The following is a 15608-nucleotide window of genomic DNA, read 5'->3' on the forward strand; positions in this document are numbered from 1 at the left end:
ACGGTGGTTACCAGCCCAGTTCGTTCGCGGTGGTCTCGGCTATGGCGGGTGAGCAGGTCATGCCGCGCCCGCCCGGTCCGGTCACCAGCCAGACGCCGTCGCTCACCTGCTTGCGGTGGACGACGCGGGTGGTGTCGGTGCACTGCGCGTACACGCCCGCCCAGCGGTGCCGGATCTTCGGCAGGGGGCGGCCCAGGAGGGACTCCACGACCTCGGTGAGGTGTTCGTAGGGGTCTTCGAGGGTGTCGAACGCGAAGGGGTGCTCGTACTCGTGGGTGTCGCCGATGGTCAGTCCGCCGTCCCGGCGCTGGACCATCAAGAGCTGCATCCGGTGCTCGGCCGCGACGGGCGCCTGCGCCTGCTCGGCGTTGAGGGCGTCCAGGGCGTCGCTGCGGTAGGCCGGGTAGTAGCGGAAGCTGTCCGCGTCGGCGACCGACGTGGTCAGCGGCTCGCCGAGCGGGGCGGTCTGCATCATCTGCAGCCGGACCCGGCGCACGGGGAGGTCGGGTTCCAGCTCGCGGACCAGGCCGCTCAGCCAGGCGCCGGTGGCGAGGATCACCGCGTCGCCGCGGTGGACGTCGCCGTGGTCGTCGCGGACGGCGCCGGGTCCGACGACCTCGCGGACCTCGCGCCCGGGGAGGAAGGTGTACCGGCCCGTGGCGCGCAGGGCCTCCCGCAGGTGCAGTTGAGCGGTGCGCGGTTCGACGGCCGCGTCCCGTTCGCACCAGAGGGCGGCGTCGAACTCGCCGCGCAGTGCCGGGTTGATCTTCCGGGCCGCGGCGGCGTCTACCAACTCGTAGCCGCGGGCGGCGGCATCGGGCCGGGCCGCGGCCGCCTCCGCCACGGCGTACTCGCGGGCGCCTCGTACGGGGGTGAGGGAGCCGATGGCGCGGAAGCCCAGGCCGGGCACCTCCGCGCCGATGCGCTCCCACAGCTCGCGGGCCCGCAGGGCGGTGTCGAGCTCCTCGCCGCCGGCTCGTCCGCTGACCCAGATCTGGCCGAAATTACGCAGGGACGCTCCCCGGGCCTCCGCTTCCCGCTCGATCTGGACGACCTCGTGGCCGCGTTCGACTGCTTGCCAGGCGTGCATGGTGCCGACCACGCCGCCTCCTACGACTATGACTCTCACGCCGTCCACGGTGGGTGTGGGCCGTGTCCCGCGAAGGTCCGGCCGGTGACGCGGTGGTGAACAACCCTCGACGCTTGGACTAGACCCGTTACCATTCTGTGATGACATTTTGCCCCTTTGAAGGTGATTGTTGGTGGATGGCGCTCCGCTACTCGGGCCGAAGCCTCGTCGTGAAGCTGAACCTGTCACCACGGTAGAGCGAACGCACCCGCTCCAGGGGGGCGCCCCCCTGATCCTGCGAGAAACGGTGGATGAGCAGCATCGGAAGGGCCGGCGGGGTGCCGATCAGCAGGGCTTCGCGCGGTGTCGCGAGTACCGTCTCCAGCTTCTCGTCGGCGCCCCCGAACGTGATCCCGAGGTGGTCGCCGAGGTATCCGTAGAAGGAGGAGTCCGGCTTGAAGTCGCTGTCCAACCGGGGCGCCCGCGCGACCCGGATGTACGTGCTCTCCAGGCCCACCCGCTCGTCGTCCGCCAGCAGGACGCGTTCCAGGTGCCAGACCGGCTCGCCGACCTCGGCACCGATGCCGCGGCACAGTTCGGCCGGGCAGGGGAACCGCTCCAGGCCGATCAGGTTGCGGCCGGGACGGCGGCCCTGACGGCGCACGCCCTCGGTGTAGCTCGCGAGGGAGAGCGGCTGCTCCAGCTTGGGCCCGGCGACGACCGTGCCGCGCCCCGAGCGCCGCAGGCGCCCCTCCAACAGCAACTCGCGCAGGGCCTGGCGCACCGTCTCCCGCGACACCTCGTACTGCTCGGCGAGATCACGTTCCGTGGGCAGCGACCCGCCCTCCCCCAACTCCTCCACGAGCAGGGAGATGCGGGCCTTGACCGCGTAGTACTTGGGGATGCGGCCGTGCTCGGGGATCCCCGAGCGCACGGGCAGGCCGGGGCGGTGCGGCTGGTACCGGGCGTGTTCTTCCACCCTGGGACTCTACGTGGACCAGGTGTACGACGATCAGCGCGCGGCCCGCGCGCGCAGCCGCCGGGCCCCGAGCAGGAGACCGCCGCCGGTGGCGAGGGCGACCGCGGAACCGGCGGCGTACACCCATTCCCGGGGGCCGGTGTGCGCGAGGGCGCCCCCTTCGACGGAGTCCTCGGCCCCCTCGACGAAGAACCGGTACCCGCCGGCCTCGCCGACCCAGTCCCCGTCGTCGGCCTTGCGCTGGACGAGCGCCGCGTCGGCGACCACCTCGCCGAGCGGGGCGTCGGGCGCGAAGGCCAGCTGCACCTTGACGGTGAGGGAGCCCCCGGCGCCGACGGAGAACCCGGAGAAGGCGTCCCCGCCGTCGAAGACGGCGATGATCTCGTCGCGGTCGGTGTGCTCCAGGGTGACGGGGTGGGGGCCGCCGGGGGCGTCGAACTCCATCCGGAGATCGGCGGGGCGCAGGGCGCGCGCCTTGTCGGTGAAGACGATCACGGGGTGGATGGCGGTGCACCGGTCGCCGGTGGTGTTGGTCAGGTCCAGGTACCAGGACTGCGCGTCGCCGCCGGTCCGGTAGACGGCCGGGCCGCCGCGGATCCGGGCCCCGATGGGAAAGGCGGTGCTCTTGCCGTCCCCGCAGGTGGCCTGCACCCGGGAGGGCAGCGCGGGCGCGGGGCGGGCTCCGCCGCCGTTGCCGACGTCGGCGGAGGCGCCCGGTGCGAGGGCGACGAGGAGGGCGGCGGAGAGGCAGACCGAGAGCACGGCCGGGCGTACGGCCGGCAGTGCGGCCTGGAGCGGGGCGGAAAACGCGGCGGGGAGGGCAAGGGCTTTGCGCGTTCGCATGGAAGACCTTCGCAGCTCGCCGGACGGGGACGATGATCGGACCAGACGACAATCACCCCGGCCCTGCTCGCACCTTTCCACGCGCGCGAGACCCCGAGCGGACCGCCGCGCCCGGTCCGTCCCGGTTTACCCCCGATCAGCCCACGAGGTCAACCCCGGCCCCGGCGATCCGTCCACCGACCCAGTCCCCGACCGAAATACGGCCCCAGCACCAGCTCCGCCGCGCCCTCCGCGACACCGCCCGCCGCCACCGCGACGACCGGCGCGGGGATCGCCTTGCGCCCGGCCAGCGCGGCCCGCACCCCGGCCAGGAACACCTCCGGGGCGGCGTCCACCACGCGCCCGCCCAGCAGGACCCGTTCCACGTCCAGCAGCGCCACCACGTTCGCGGCGCCCTCGCCCAGGATCCGCGCCGCCTCGGCGAGGTCGCCGCGCTCCACCGCGCCCAGACAGAGCGCCTCCACGCACCCCCGCCCCCCGCACCGGCAGGGCGGCCCGTCCAGTTCCAGCACCTGGTGGCCGAACTCGCCGGCCGCCGAGCGCGCACCCCGGTACACCTCGCCGGCCAGCCGCAGCCCCGCGCCCAGGCCGGTCCCGACGTGCAGGTACACGGCGCCGCCCGGATCGGGGCCGGTCACCGCCACCCCGGCGTTGGTGTCCTTGTCCACGACCACCGGCGACTGCGGCCCCAGCCGCTCCGCCAGGGCCGCCCGCAGCGCGAACCCCTCCCATTCGGGGAACCCCGTCACCGGGCCGAACACCCCGGTGCGCCAGTCGAGCGGGCCCGGGGCGGCGACCCCCACGCCGAGCAGAGGCGGCGCCCCGGCGCCACCGCAGAGGCGCCCGATCGCGCGCGCCACCTCCTCCACCGCCGCCGAGGGCCCGGCCCCGAAGTCGAGGGGGCCGTGCGAGCGCTCGACGACGCCGCCCGCGAGGTCGACCCGTACGGCGCGCAGTTCGTCGCGGTCCAGGTGCACCCCGATCGCGTGCCGGGCGTCGGGGACCAGCCGCAGCAGGGTGCGCGGCTTGCCGCCGGTCGAGGCGCCGCGCCCGGCCTCCGCGACCAGTCCGTCCACGACCAGCCGCACCGTGATCTTGCTGACGGCCTGGGGGGTGAGGCCGGTGCGGGCGGCGAGTTCGGTGCGCCCGAGTCCGGCCGGTCCGGCTCCGCGCAACAGGTCCAGCAGCAGCGCCTCGTTGTGACCGCGCAACGCCGGCAGGTTGGCGCCGCCCCGGCTTGCCTCGTTGCCCTCATTGGGCTGATTGCCCCGGTTCACCCTGCCGACTCTCCTTGCACTTAGGCAACACTGTTGCCAAAGTATGCCCATGAACGCCACCTCCCCGCTCCGCGTCGGACTCATCGGCTACGGACTCGCCGGTTCCGTCTTCCACGCTCCGCTGGTGTCCGCCACCGAGGGGCTCGTCCTCGACACCGTCGTCACCTCCGACCCGGACCGTCAGGCCCAGGCCCGTGACGCCCACCCGGGCATCCGGATCGCGGAGTCCCCCGACGCGCTCTGGTCCGGCGACGACGGCACCCCGCCCGTCGACCTGGTCGTGATCGCCGCCCCCAACAAGACGCACGTCCCGCTCGCCACGGCCGCCCTCACCGCCGGCGTCCCGACGGTCGTGGACAAGCCGCTCGCCGCGACCGCGGCCGAGGCACGCGAACTCGCCGCCCTCGCCGACAGGACCGGCACCTTCCTGTCCGTCTTCCAGAACCGCCGCTGGGACAACGACTTCCTCACCGTGCGCCGGCTGATCGCGGACGGGGAACTCGGCGAGGTGCAGCGCTTCGAGTCCCGGTTCGAGCGGTGGCGCCCGCAGCTCAAGGGCGGCTGGCGGGAGTCCGGCAGGCCCGAGGAGCTCGGCGGCCTGCTGTACGACCTCGGCAGCCACGTGGTCGACCAGGCGCTGGTGCTGTTCGGTCCGGCCGTGCGCGTCTACGCGGAGGCCGACGTGCGCCGCCGGGACGCGGAGGCCGACGACGACACGTTCATCGCGATCACCCACGCGGGCGGGGTCCGCTCCCACCTGTACGTCAGCGCGACCACCGCGCAGTTGGGGCCCCGGTTCCGGGTCCTCGGCTCACGCGCGGGCTACGTGAAGTACGGCCTCGACCCGCAGGAGGCCGCGCTGCGCGAGGGCCTGCGGCCGAGCACGGCCGAGGGAGTGCTGTGGGGCGAGGAGGAACCGTACCTGTGGGGGCGGCTGGGCTCCGGCGAGTCCCCGCTGACCGGCAGCGGGATCCCGGTGCCGACGGAACACGGCGACTACCCGGCGTACTACGCGGCGGTCGAGGAGGCCCTTCGCACGGGCGGCCCCGCCCCGGTCACCGCCCGGGAGGCGGCCGACTGCCTGGCCGTCCTGGAGGCGGCCCGCCGGTCCTCGGACGAGGGCGTGACGGTGTCCCTGGAACGGTGACGGACCGAGTGGCGCCCCCTGCGCGGTGACGGGACGCGCCGACCGGCAGGGGCGGGCCGCCGGCCGGCGCCCGCCCCTCCCCCCGTGTGCCCGACCGGTCGGCCGGGCCCTTCCGAAGAGCGCCTACGCGCCCTTGAACTGCTGGCGCTGCCGACCGAGGCCCTCGATCTCCAGCTCCACGACGTCGCCCGCCCGCAGGTACGGCTTCGGTTCCGGCTGCCCCATGGCCACGCCGGCCGGCGTGCCGGTGACGATGACGTCGCCCGGGTACAGCGTCATGAAGCGGCTCAGGTACCGCACGACCTCACCGACGGGGAAGATCTGGTCCGCCGTGTTGCCGTCCTGCCGCAGGACGTCGTTGACCCACAGCCGCACGTCCAACCGCTGCGGGTCGGCGATCTCGTCGGCCGTCACCAGCCAGGGGCCGAGCGGGGTGAAGGTCTCGCAGTTCTTGCCCTTGTCCCAGGTGCCGCCGCGCTCGATCTGGAACTCGCGCTCGGAGACGTCGTTCACCAGCGTGTACCCGCCGACGTGGGCCAGGCCCTCCGCTGCGGAGTCCAGGTATCGGGCGGTGGCGCCGATGACGACGCCGAGTTCCGCCTCCCAGTCGGTCTTCACGCTGCCGCGCGGGATCAGCACCGTGTCGTGCGGGCCGACCACGGTGTCCGCGGCCTTGAGGAACAGGATCGGCTCGGCCGGGGGTTCCGCGCCGACCTCGGTCGCGTGAGCGAAGTAGTTCAGGCCGATGCCCACGATCTTGCCGATGCGGCCGATCGGCGACCCGACCCGGAGCCCTTCGGCGTCGAGCACCGGCAGTTCCCCGGACGCCGCCGCTTCCCGCACCCGGGACAGCACGGAGTCGTCGGCCAGCAGGGCGCCGTCCACATCCGTGATCAGGCCGGACAGGTCCCGCAGGGTCCCGTCCCGGTCGAGCAGCGCGGGGCGCTCCGACCCGACCGGTCCGACACGCAGCAGCTTCATGGGCATTCTCCCGTGGTCGTGGGTGGTCGGCCCATGGGCGTGCACGGGCCGGCCGATGGGTTGCGGCCATCGGAGGATTGGTTGATCCTCCAAGATGGATGACCGATCCGCAAGACCCTGTTCACAGACTGGAACGCTGTGCTCCGTCGCCCTGCCGCTCCTTGCGGTGCTGGAGCCAGGCGCGTTCGGCGACGGTCCACGCGGTGGTGGTCAGCAGGTACAGCCCGGCGGCCAGCGGGACCACGGCGGCGGTGATCAGCGTTCCGAAGGACAGCAGGGGCAGTACGCCGCCGAGCTTGCGCATCATCGCCTGCTGTTCGGCCGTGACCTGCGGGAGTCCGGTCGCGGCGGCCGACGCACTCGCCTTGGCACCGGCCTTCGCGTGGGCGTTGCCCTTCCCCTTGGCGCCGACGGGCAGGGCGACCGGGACCGGCGGCGCGGCCGCGGCGGCCCGCCGCCCCCGAACCGCACTCCAGGCGGCCACCACCCCGATCGCCGCGAACAGTCCGAGGAACACCAGGCCCGGCGCCCCGAACACGCCGCCCTCGCCCAGGGCGTCCGTCCACCGGCCCCCGAGCGGCGCGGCGAACAGCCGGTGCCCCAGCAGTTCGTTGGCCGCCCCGCCCACCTCGGCCGAGGAGAAGGCCTGGTACATCACGAAGAACACCGGCAGTTGCAGCAGCATCGGCAGGCACCCGGCCATCGGGGTCGCGCCCCGGAAGGCGGCCCGGCTGAGCGGGTGCAGGGCGAGCCGTACCAGCACGGTGAACAGCACGATCGCGGCGGCGGTCGCGGACTCGGCCAGCACCGGCTCCAGGAGCCGGCCCAGCTGGGCAACAAGATGAGTGAAAACGGACACGCGGGCCCTCCGAAGGGTCTCGTCGAACGTCGAAAGAGGTGCATTTCGGCGTGACGACCCGCGAGGGGCACAGCAGTGATCAGTGGTGGGACAAGGCGATCTGCGCGCCCCTACGCGGCCGTCGGGACGAGGCGGCCGGGTGCCCTGGGCCGTGATCGGCCGGAGGCGTCGGGATCGCGTTGCGGCAGGAACGCCGTACGGTGCTCGCGGTCGCGGATGGCGGTGCGTATGCGGTGGGGCGGGACGGGCCGCACGAGGCTGGCGGCCAGGGCCGCGGCGCCCACGGCGACGGCGGCGGCGAGCGCGACCACCGCGGCGGCCAGGCCGTTCTCCCCGAGCAGCAGCCCGAGGAACCCGCCGAGCAGCAGCAGGGTCATCACCAGCTGCGATCCCCGCGAGAACACCACGGAGGACAGGAGGGTGGAGAGGCGCGCGCCGAGGCGGCCGGTGGAACGACCGACGGGTCGTCCGGTCACGTGGACCGCCTCCTCTCACGAACTCGCGTACGAGACCTGCTGCTCGCCCCGATGATAACCGCCCGCGCCGACAACGGTCCCGGCCTCCGCCCGAATCCCCCCGACACCGGGACTGCCCGACACCGGGACTCCCCGGCAGCGGGACTCGCCCGGCAGCGGATCGAGCGCCGGCACCGGGTCGCGCGTCGGACCGCTCCTCCGCTCAGCGCCTCAGGGTCCCCCACACCACCAGCCGGTACCGGGACGTGTACTCGGGCGTACAGGTCGTCAACGTGATGTAGGCGCCCGGCTCGGTGTAACCCTGATCGGGTCGGACCGCGCTGCGGGGCACGGGGGCGATCACCCCGGTGTCCCGTTCGGTGGTCTGCGCCAGGACCTTCCCCACGACGTACGTGTACCGCTCGCCCCGCACGTCGACGATCAGCTCGTCCCCCGCGCGCAGCCGGTTGATGTACCGGAAGGGCTCCCCGTGGGTGTTCCGGTGTCCGGCCAGCGCGAGGTTTCCCCGCGCGCCGGGAGCGGCCGTACCGGGGTAGTGCCCGGCGTACCCCTTGTCCAGCACGGCCCGCTTGTCGATCCCCTGCGCCACGGGCACCACGACGCCCAGGCGCGGGATGCGCAGGATCGCGTACGCGCCTTCCCGCAGCTGCGGCTCGACGGCGCGGCCGGGGGCGTGCGCCGCGGAGGACCCGCCGGGGCCGGGGCCCGGCCCCCTTCCGCACCCGTCCCCGGGTCGTCCGGCGGCTCCGGGGCGGGTTCCGGGGCGTCCTCGGGAGTCGGCGTCGCCCCCTCGGCCGTGGACGAGGGGGCGGGGGTGGGGGCCGGACGTCCGGCCGGTTCTTCGGCCCAGGACCGTTCCAGGGCGTGGACCTCGTCCCGCGCGGCGGCGAGGGCCTGCCGGTTCGTCCACCACACCTGGTGCACCACCAGCAACAACACCACCACGCCGGCCGTGACGATCAGCTCGGCGGTCGCCCACAGCGCCCCCGCGAGACCGGCCCGGCGCGCCCGCCGGCCGCTCCCCTGCACCACCACCGGTATGTGATCCCGCACGGGCCGCACCCTAAGTCCTCCCCCGTCAACTGACCATGGCCAGTACGGTGTGAACCATGCGCCCCGACACGCCTGCCGAGCACATCGCCGAAGCCGAGCGCCTGATCCGCACGGCGACCCGCTACCCCGAGGACCAGGAGCCCCTGCTCCTCCAGGCCGCGGCCCACCTCGAACTGGCCGACGCACGCGACCGGGCGAGCACGCTCTACGACCAACTCCTCGCCGGTGAACCGGCCAACCCGCACCTCGTGAAGGCCCTCCAGGCCGCGAACCTGTGGGAGTACGGTCACGAGGCCGAGGCTCGCGCCCTCATCCAGGGCATCCGTGCCGCGGCTCCGGTCGATCCGGCCCCCTGGGAGGTCATCGCCGAAGCCCTGGAGGCCCACGACGAGTTGACCGCCTCGGAGGAGTGCTTCACCGAAGCCGCGAACCTCCTCATTTCGGACAGCGCGCCCCTGACCCGGGCCACCACCGCCCTCATCACCGGCCGACACCGGGTCCGCCGCCTCCTCGGCCTTCCGCACGACGACTGGGACATGGTCGCCGACACCCGCCACATCGGGCCGATCCCGCTGGACGAGCTCCACGACCCGAAGCGCATCTGGGCCCTGGGCTCCGACGACCCGGCCGAACTCCGCGCCGAGATCGCCCGCCTGCGCGCCGAGCTGGGTGACCGGCGGGCCGCCCTCTCCCGCCCCTTCCCGGTGGCCATCCTGCACTGGCCGCAGCGGGAACTGGCCGAGCTCCTGACCAGCTATCCGACCCTCGCCGCCGAGTACCCCTCGCACGAGGCCCACCTGCGGGACATCGAGACCTCCCTGCGCGCCCTGGCCGCCTCGGGAACCACCAACCTCGGAATCGTCACCGCGAGCGTGCCCGCGTACGAGGCCTTCGCGGCCTCGGAGAAGACCTCCCCGGCCTCTCCGAGCCTGCTCGTGGAGTTCGCCACCACCCTCGCCGCCCGCGGCAAGGCCACCCCGTGGCCCCCGCCGCGGACGGAGTCCTGCTGGTGCGCCTCGGGCAAGCCGTACGCGGAGTGCCACGGCGAATAGGCCCCCGGGCGGGGCTCGCCCGACGGGCCTTCGAGGCGATGCCCCGCGACTACACTTGCCCCCCATGACCAGAAAGCAGCCCCAGCCGTCCCGGCCTGGCCAGATCCGGGTCATGGACCTCTTCGCCGGGGCGGGCGGCTTTTCTGCTGGTTTCTCCCATTACACCCCTCCTTCGGGCGTGAACCCCTTCACCTCGGTGGCGGCCGTCGAGTTCGACCCCGCCGCCGCGTCCACGTACGCGGCCAACTTCGGCGGGGCGCACGTGTACCCCGGCGACATCGCGGGCTTCGACCCCACCCCGTTCAAGGGCGAGGTCGACGTGATCATGGGCGGCCCGCCCTGCCAGGGGTTCTCCGGACTGGGCAAGCAGAACCCGGACGACCCCCGCAACGAGTTGTGGCAGGAGTACGTCCGGGTCGTGGCCCGGGTCCACCCCAAGGTCTTCGTGATCGAGAACGTCGACCGGTTCCTGAAGTCCCCGCAGTTCGAGGACCTGCGGACGGCCTCGCAGACCCCGGGTCACCCGCTCTACGACTACACCGTGGTGCCCGCGCTGTTGAACGCCGCCGACTACGGAGTACCGCAGGCCCGCCGGCGCGTGATCGTCATCTGCACGCGCAAGGACCTGGGCGAGACGTTGACGCACCCCGAACCGACGCACGCGAAGCACGGCCACACGGACGAGGCCGACGCCCCGCCGGCGCTGCCGCGCTGGGAACCGGTCTCGACGGTCTTCGCACGGTCGGCGAAGCGGAACCTCCTCGACCGGATGCCGGATCCGCGCGACGGCGAACCCGCCCTCGTGACCGGCGTACAGGGTCACCACCTCACCACGGACCTGCACTTCGGCCGCAGCCCGGAAGACCTCTCGCGCGCCAGGTACAAGGCGATCCCCGAGAACGGCAACCGCAAGCACCTCCGGGGCGTCCACTACCGCGTCGACCGGTCGGGGAACATCCGCCTGTCCACCGAGGGGCCGGACTACAAGCGCCTCAAGGGGCCCGAGTTCTACCTCTCCACGGAGAGCTGGGACAACCACGACTCGGGTTCCGGGGACGTGATGGGGCGATTGCGGGCGCACACGCCCTCGGTCACCATCCGCACCGAGTTCTACAAGCCCGAGAAGGGCCGGTACCTCCACCCGACCGCGGACCGGCCCATCACCCACTACGAGGCCGCCCTCATCCAGGGGTTCCCCGAGGACTTCAAGTGGTACGGGACGAAGATCCAGATCGCCCGTCAGATCGGCAACGCCGTGCCCGTCGGACTCGGCACCGCGCTGGCCGGGGCCATCCACACCTTCCTCGCCCGTCACATGTGACCTGAGGTCACCCGGCGGCCGACCCCTCGTCCTCGGCAGGGGCCCCACCGGCGGCTTCGGGGGCCCCATCGGCGGCGGCGGGGACGTCACCGGCGACGGTACGGACACCGCCGACGGCCGTACGGGCGGCCTCGGCGCGGGCGGCCGTACGAGCGGCGGCGCGAGCGGCACGTTCCGCCTTCCGGCGCGCCACCACCTCGGCGACCCGGACCGCCGACTCGGCCGGCGGCTCGTGTTCCCACACCCGGACGGCCAGCCAGCCCGCCTCCGCGAGCCGCGCGTCGGTGTCCTGGTCCCGGGCCCGATTGCCCTCGATCTTCGCCCGCCAGAACTCCGCGTTGCGCCGGGGCCAGGTCGCGTGGTCCGGGCAGCCGTGCCAGAAGCAGCCGTCCACGAAGACCGCGACGCGCGCCGGACCGAAGACGATGTCGGCCTCCCTGCGCACCCCCTTCACGGGGCGGCCGTGGACGCGGAACCGCAGTCCCGAGGCGTGCAGGGCCTTCCGCAGGGCCACCTCGATCCTGGTGTCCTTGCTCTTCTGCCGGCTCATGCGAGCGCGGACCTCGGGAGTGCTCTCCAGGGCTTCCACCCCTTCATTGTGGTGCCACGGGCAACTCCCGTTGGACGTGGCCCCGGGCCACGACCGTCGGTCGCGTCGGGCGGGGCCCACCTCGGAGCGCGAGCAGGACGCGCAGGGCCGCCAGGACCTCCGCCGGGGTGTCGCGCACCATCGACGGGGTGGCGCTGACGACCAGGACGCCGTGGGCCTCCAGGCGCAGTCGGCGCCGGAGGGTGGCCTGCCAGGCGTCGCGGGTGAAGTGGTACTCGACCGAGTCGACTTCCAGGGCCACGCCCTCGTCGGGCCAGTAGGCGTCCGGGGAGGCCAGGAAGGCCCCTTCGGGGGTGTGGAGACGGGCGTTCCACAGGGGGGTGGGGAGGTCGCCGGCGGCCAGGGCCTCGCGGGCCCGCGCCTCGGCGACCGAGCGGACGCCCACCAGGAGTTCCTCGGCCGCCGCGCGGACGGCCGGGCGGGCCAGGAGGCGGGCCGAGCGGAGTTCGGCGTGCAGGTCCCCCGGGTGGCACCAGCCGGCCTGGACGACGTGGGCCAGGACGGAACGGATGAGGTCGGGGTCCGCGGCGCGGGCCGCGAAGTCGGCGGCGGCGCGCACGGGGCGGGTGCTCGGAACGCCGTGGACGGCGATGGTGCGCGGCCACCGGGCGGTGGGGAGCGGGCGGACCCCGCCGGTGGCCGCGACCCGGCGCGGGGCACGGATCAGGACGTCGACGGGGGTGTCCGGGGCGTCGCGGACGCCGAGGAGGGCGAGGGCCGCGCCGCCGGTGAGGGCGGCCGTGTCTCCCGTGAGCGGGTCCGCGGTGGGCTCGGCGGCGTACATCACGGCGGCGAGGGCGCGTTGCCGTCGGTCCGGTGGGCCGGTCCGGAGCAGGTGGACGCGGGGCAGCAGCCGCTGCCAGGGGCCTCCCGGCCGGCTCCGGGAGGTGATCGTCCCGGCGGGGACGCCGGCGGCGAGGAGCTGCCGGCGGGTGGCCAGGTCGTACCGGTGCCGGGTGGGCCGGGACGTGCCGGCGCCGTCAGCCGGGCGGGTCAAGCGGGTCGGATGGTTCGGCGGGGTCGGGCGGGTCCGCTGCGTGGTGGTCATGGGGCGGACCTGCCCGGTGGCGGTGCGGCCCACCCCCGGGGCAGGTCGGGATCAGCGGTTCGGGTGGTCCGGGGCCAGGAAGACGACGACGCCGGTCTCGGTGCCGGGCAGCGCGGTGACCTCGTGCCAGCCCAGGCGCCGGTACGTGGCCACGGTGTCGTGGGCGAGCCGGGAGGTCAGCAGCCAGGCGCGCCGGTCGGGGGCGTCGGCCGTGATCTCGGTGAGCAGGTCGCGGCCGGTGCCGCGGCCGCGCGCGTGGGGGCGTACGGCGAGTTCGTCTATCTCCAGTGCGCCGGTGAGGAGTTCCTTGACCCGGGCCGGGCCGAGCTGGGCGGCGACCTGGGCGTACGCGCGGTTCTTGGGGAAGGCGTTCGGGGTGAGCCAGCCGGTGGCGAAGCCGTCGATGCCGGTCGCGGACTGGGCGAGGGCGGTACGGAAACCACGGCGCCGGGCGTCGGCCGGCAGCCGGGCCGCGAACAGGCGAATGGTTTCTTCATCCTCGTTCCACGGCGGGGCGGAGAAGACGTCGGCGTAGGCGTCGACCAGTTCGTCCGCGAGGTCGAGGACGGCCTGTCCGTAGCAGATCACGATGTCCGGGCTCCTGATGTCGAGGGTGGGGCGGTGGGGTGGCGGGTCCCGCGGGCACGGACGCCCGAGGACTGTGGTGGGGAATTTCCCGTTTGTCTTGGGAGAGCGAACTTATGCGCTTCGGGTTGCCGGGACGGGCATCACGCGGATCAGGAGAGTGTGCGACAAATCCCCTCCCCGGTCTCCGTGTCGGGAAACCGGACGGCGCGTTGTCCAGCCGTGGACAGACTGTTTCGAGCGGCCGGCGGATGCGCCCTGGCCTTCCTCCTCGTGCTCGGGTGCGTGGCGTTGCTGCCGCCTTCGGTGCAGGCCGCGGTGCCGGACTCGGTGATCGGCGGGATCGCGATGGTGTGCGGGGCACTGGGTGCCCGTCGGATGGCCAGGCGCTCGCGTTAGCCTCGTCGGACAACCGTACGCATGGTTCCCCGGCCCGCCGGACCGCCGGACCGTGCGGGTCGACTACGTCAGAACGCGCAGAGGGAGTGGGACACATGGAGCGGGTACCGACCTCGTTGGTGGCGGCGGCAGGACTGGTGGGCGGCTACGCCGTGGCCCGGTGGACCGGGAAGCGCCCCCTGGGCGGGGTCGTCCTCGGCGCGGCCGGGATCGCCGCCGGCCGGGGCTGGCACCGGCGGGCCGGCGCGCCCGCCGCGGCCGGACTCGGGGCGCTGTACGTGGCCGGTTTCGCGGGCTCCCACCCCCTCGCCAGGAAGGTCGGCGCCTGGCCGGCCGTCTTCGGCGCGGCGGGCGTGGTCGCGGCCGCCGCCTGGGTCGTGGCCGACCGGGGCTGAGCCGCTCCCCCGGGATCCCGCCGCCGGGGCCGGGCCCATGACGGCTACGGCGACGGCCCCGGCAACGACGAGACCCGAGGGAGGCGGCCCTACGCCCCGAAGGCCTTCGACACCGAGTAGATGAGCAGCCCCGCCAACGCGCCGACGACCGTGCCGTTGATCCGGATGAACTGGAGGTCGCGCCCGATGTGCGCCTCGATCTTCCGCGAGGTGTGCTCCGCGTCCCATCCCGCCACCGTGTCGGTGATCAACGAGGTGATCTCCGTCCGGTAGGTGGTGACCACGTACACCAGCGCGCCCTCGATCCAGCCCTCCAGCTTGGCCTGGAGCCGGCCGTCCGTGGCCAGCCGCGCACCCAGGGACATCAGCGAGGACCGCACCCGCAGGCGCAGTTCGCTCTGCTCGTCCTCCGCCGCCGAGAGGATCATCGACCGGATCGCGGTCCAGGCCGAGGCGATCACGTCCTGCACCTCGCCCCGTGACAGGACCTCGTTCTTGAGCCGCTCGACCCGTGCCCGGGTGTCGGTGTCCGATTGCAGGTCGACCGCGAAGTCCTTCAGGAACCGGTCCACCGCGCCCCGCGCCGGGTGCTCGGGCATGTCCCGCATCTCGGTGACGAAGCGCAGCAGTTCCTTGTACACCCGGTCGCCGATCTTGCGGTCGACGAACCGGGGGGTCCAGCCGGGGGCACCGCCCTGGACCGCGTCCATGACCGAGTCCCCGTGCAGCACGAGCCAGTCGTGCGCCTTGACACAGATCAGGTCGACACCGCGGTGGTGCCCGCCGTCCGCGACGACCCGCTCCAGCATCTTGCCGATGCCGGGCGCGATCTCGGCACTCTCGGCCCGTCTGGTGATCGCCTCGCCGACGACGGCCTGGACGTCGGCGTCGCGCAGGACGGTCAGGGCCCCGCGCAGCGCGGTGGCCAACTCCGCCGTGACCCGGTCGGCGTGGGCGGGCTCCGCCAGCCAGGATCCGAGCCGGCCGCCGATCCCGAGCGCACCGAGGCGGGCCCGCACCACTTCCGCGGAGAGGAAGTTCTCCCCGACGAACTCCCCGAGGGAGACGCCGAGCTGGTCCTTCTTCGTCGGGATGATCGCGGTGTGCGGGATGGGCAGGCCCAGCGGTCGCCGGAACAGCGCGGTGACCGCGAACCAGTCGGCGAGCGCGCCGACCATGCCCGCCTCGGCCGCCGCCGCCACGTACCCGGCCCAGGCGCCCGCGCCCCTGTGCTCCGCCCATGTGGCGAGCACGTAGACCAGTGCCACCAGGACCAGCAGGCCGGTGGCGGTGGCCTTCATCCGGCGTACGCCGCGCTGCCGCTCCTCGTCCGCCGCGTTGAACACGAACGCGCCTCGGGCGGGTGGTGCGGCCGGCGCCGCGGCGCCGGTGTGTGCCCTGTCGCGGTTGTCCACGTCTTCCACGTGCTCCTGCCTTCCCCCGGTGGCCGGTTTTGTCTGCATAGCATCCGACTCCCGGGAGGCCCGAGGAGTTCCCGGCGCGCCGTACCGATC

17 protein-coding genes are annotated in these 15608 nt (G+C 73.8%); 5 read left to right on the forward strand and 12 right to left on the reverse strand.

Annotated elements, in window-relative coordinates:
* Positions 1 to 7: 7 nt before the first annotated feature.
* The 4 genes from ACQEVM_RS30005 to ACQEVM_RS30020 all read right to left on the reverse strand — a co-directional run bounded on the left by ACQEVM_RS30005 (position 8) and on the right by ACQEVM_RS30020 (position 4168).
* Positions 8 to 1129, reverse strand: a complete 1122-nt coding sequence (locus ACQEVM_RS30005; RefSeq protein WP_351759038.1) for a TIGR03364 family FAD-dependent oxidoreductase — start codon at positions 1127 to 1129, stop codon at positions 8 to 10.
* Positions 1130 to 1277: 148 nt separating this feature from the next.
* On the reverse strand, positions 1278 to 2048 hold the full coding sequence (locus ACQEVM_RS30010; RefSeq protein ID WP_433084149.1) for a GntR family transcriptional regulator: 771 nt from the start codon (positions 2046 to 2048) through the stop codon (positions 1278 to 1280).
* 33 nt (positions 2049 to 2081) lie between these two features.
* A complete protein-coding gene (locus tag ACQEVM_RS30015) occupies positions 2082 to 2891 on the reverse strand; it encodes a hypothetical protein (protein ID WP_433084151.1) in 810 nt (269 codons plus the stop codon).
* A gap of 149 nt (positions 2892 to 3040) precedes the next feature.
* Entirely contained in the window at positions 3041 to 4168 is a 1128-nt protein-coding gene (locus tag ACQEVM_RS30020) for an ROK family protein (RefSeq protein WP_433084153.1), read from the reverse strand.
* A gap of 49 nt (positions 4169 to 4217) precedes the next feature.
* On the opposite strand from ACQEVM_RS30020, the gene ACQEVM_RS30025 reads away from it, so the two are divergent.
* Positions 4218 to 5315 carry a Gfo/Idh/MocA family protein gene (locus ACQEVM_RS30025; protein WP_433084155.1) on the forward strand — a complete coding sequence of 366 codons (1098 nt, stop codon included), beginning with the start codon at positions 4218 to 4220 and terminating at the stop codon, positions 5313 to 5315.
* Between the two features lie 123 nt (positions 5316 to 5438).
* Here ACQEVM_RS30025 and ACQEVM_RS30030 read toward each other — a convergent pair whose 3' ends face one another.
* From ACQEVM_RS30030 to ACQEVM_RS30045, 4 genes are all read right to left on the reverse strand, one after another.
* The gene (locus tag ACQEVM_RS30030) at positions 5439 to 6296 is read right to left on the reverse strand and encodes a fumarylacetoacetate hydrolase family protein (RefSeq protein WP_433084157.1); all 858 of its coding nucleotides are present in this window, start codon (positions 6294 to 6296) and stop codon (positions 5439 to 5441) included.
* A 121-nt stretch (positions 6297 to 6417) separates the two neighbouring features.
* Entirely contained in the window at positions 6418 to 7155 is a 738-nt protein-coding gene (locus tag ACQEVM_RS30035; RefSeq protein ID WP_433084158.1) for a YidC/Oxa1 family membrane protein insertase, read from the reverse strand.
* A gap of 110 nt (positions 7156 to 7265) precedes the next feature.
* Complete coding sequence (locus ACQEVM_RS30040) at positions 7266 to 7532, reverse strand: DUF6412 domain-containing protein (RefSeq protein ID WP_053684295.1); 267 nt, start codon at positions 7530 to 7532, stop codon at positions 7266 to 7268.
* Positions 7533 to 7833: 301 nt separating this feature from the next.
* Positions 7834 to 8610, reverse strand: a complete 777-nt coding sequence (locus ACQEVM_RS30045) for a class E sortase (RefSeq protein WP_433084160.1) — start codon at positions 8608 to 8610, stop codon at positions 7834 to 7836.
* Between the two features lie 130 nt (positions 8611 to 8740).
* On the opposite strand from ACQEVM_RS30045, the gene ACQEVM_RS30050 reads away from it, so the two are divergent.
* Entirely contained in the window at positions 8741 to 9736 is a 996-nt protein-coding gene (locus ACQEVM_RS30050) for an SEC-C metal-binding domain-containing protein (RefSeq protein WP_433084162.1), read from the forward strand.
* Between the two features lie 64 nt (positions 9737 to 9800).
* Complete coding sequence (locus ACQEVM_RS30055) at positions 9801 to 11057, forward strand: DNA cytosine methyltransferase (RefSeq protein ID WP_433084164.1); 1257 nt, start codon at positions 9801 to 9803, stop codon at positions 11055 to 11057.
* A gap of 7 nt (positions 11058 to 11064) precedes the next feature.
* Here ACQEVM_RS30055 and ACQEVM_RS30060 read toward each other — a convergent pair whose 3' ends face one another.
* Genes ACQEVM_RS30060 through ACQEVM_RS30070 form a run of 3 tightly spaced genes read right to left on the reverse strand, consistent with a single transcriptional unit; the run spans position 11065 to position 13303 of the window.
* Positions 11065 to 11646: a very short patch repair endonuclease gene (locus ACQEVM_RS30060; protein ID WP_433084166.1), complete on the reverse strand. Its 582-nt coding sequence runs from the start codon at positions 11644 to 11646 to the stop codon at positions 11065 to 11067.
* Positions 11647 to 11650: 4 nt separating this feature from the next.
* Positions 11651 to 12715, reverse strand: a complete 1065-nt coding sequence (locus tag ACQEVM_RS30065; RefSeq protein WP_433084168.1) for a hypothetical protein — start codon at positions 12713 to 12715, stop codon at positions 11651 to 11653.
* 51 nt (positions 12716 to 12766) lie between these two features.
* Positions 12767 to 13303, reverse strand: coding sequence for a GNAT family N-acetyltransferase (locus ACQEVM_RS30070; protein WP_234350314.1), 537 nt, complete (start codon positions 13301 to 13303; stop codon positions 12767 to 12769).
* 219 nt (positions 13304 to 13522) lie between these two features.
* On the opposite strand from ACQEVM_RS30070, the gene ACQEVM_RS30075 reads away from it, so the two are divergent.
* Both ACQEVM_RS30075 and ACQEVM_RS30080 read left to right on the forward strand, forming a co-directional pair.
* Entirely contained in the window at positions 13523 to 13699 is a 177-nt protein-coding gene (locus tag ACQEVM_RS30075) for a hypothetical protein (RefSeq protein WP_159041601.1), read from the forward strand.
* Positions 13700 to 13794: 95 nt separating this feature from the next.
* A complete protein-coding gene (locus ACQEVM_RS30080) occupies positions 13795 to 14094 on the forward strand; it encodes a hypothetical protein (protein WP_433084171.1) in 300 nt (99 codons plus the stop codon).
* Between the two features lie 89 nt (positions 14095 to 14183).
* Here ACQEVM_RS30080 and ACQEVM_RS30085 read toward each other — a convergent pair whose 3' ends face one another.
* Complete coding sequence (locus ACQEVM_RS30085) at positions 14184 to 15557, reverse strand: DUF445 domain-containing protein (protein WP_433084173.1); 1374 nt, start codon at positions 15555 to 15557, stop codon at positions 14184 to 14186.
* Positions 15558 to 15608 lie beyond the last annotated feature (51 nt).

The organism is Streptomyces sp. CA-243310 (genome assembly GCF_050936775.1).
Taxonomy (GTDB): Bacteria; Actinomycetota; Actinomycetes; order Streptomycetales; family Streptomycetaceae; genus Streptomyces.

What these genes read in the sequence shown, in the direction of transcription:
- ACQEVM_RS30015 (WP_433084151.1), bottom strand. Translation starts at nt 2,891, where the DNA reads ATGCGAACGCGCAAAGCCCTTGCCCTCCCCGCCGCGTTTTCCGCCCCG.
- ACQEVM_RS30025 (WP_433084155.1), top strand. Translation starts at nt 4,218, where the DNA reads ATGAACGCCACCTCCCCGCTCCGCGTCGGACTCATCGGCTACGGACTC.
- ACQEVM_RS30030 (WP_433084157.1), bottom strand. Translation starts at nt 6,296, where the DNA reads ATGAAGCTGCTGCGTGTCGGACCGGTCGGGTCGGAGCGCCCCGCGCTG.
- ACQEVM_RS30040 (WP_053684295.1), bottom strand. Translation starts at nt 7,532, where the DNA reads ATGACCCTGCTGCTGCTCGGCGGGTTCCTCGGGCTGCTGCTCGGGGAG.
- ACQEVM_RS30050 (WP_433084162.1), top strand. Translation starts at nt 8,741, where the DNA reads ATGCGCCCCGACACGCCTGCCGAGCACATCGCCGAAGCCGAGCGCCTG.
- ACQEVM_RS30055 (WP_433084164.1), top strand. Translation starts at nt 9,801, where the DNA reads ATGACCAGAAAGCAGCCCCAGCCGTCCCGGCCTGGCCAGATCCGGGTC.
- ACQEVM_RS30065 (WP_433084168.1), bottom strand. Translation starts at nt 12,715, where the DNA reads ATGACCACCACGCAGCGGACCCGCCCGACCCCGCCGAACCATCCGACC.
- ACQEVM_RS30080 (WP_433084171.1), top strand. Translation starts at nt 13,795, where the DNA reads ATGGAGCGGGTACCGACCTCGTTGGTGGCGGCGGCAGGACTGGTGGGC.
- ACQEVM_RS30085 (WP_433084173.1), bottom strand. Translation starts at nt 15,557, where the DNA reads ATGCAGACAAAACCGGCCACCGGGGGAAGGCAGGAGCACGTGGAAGAC.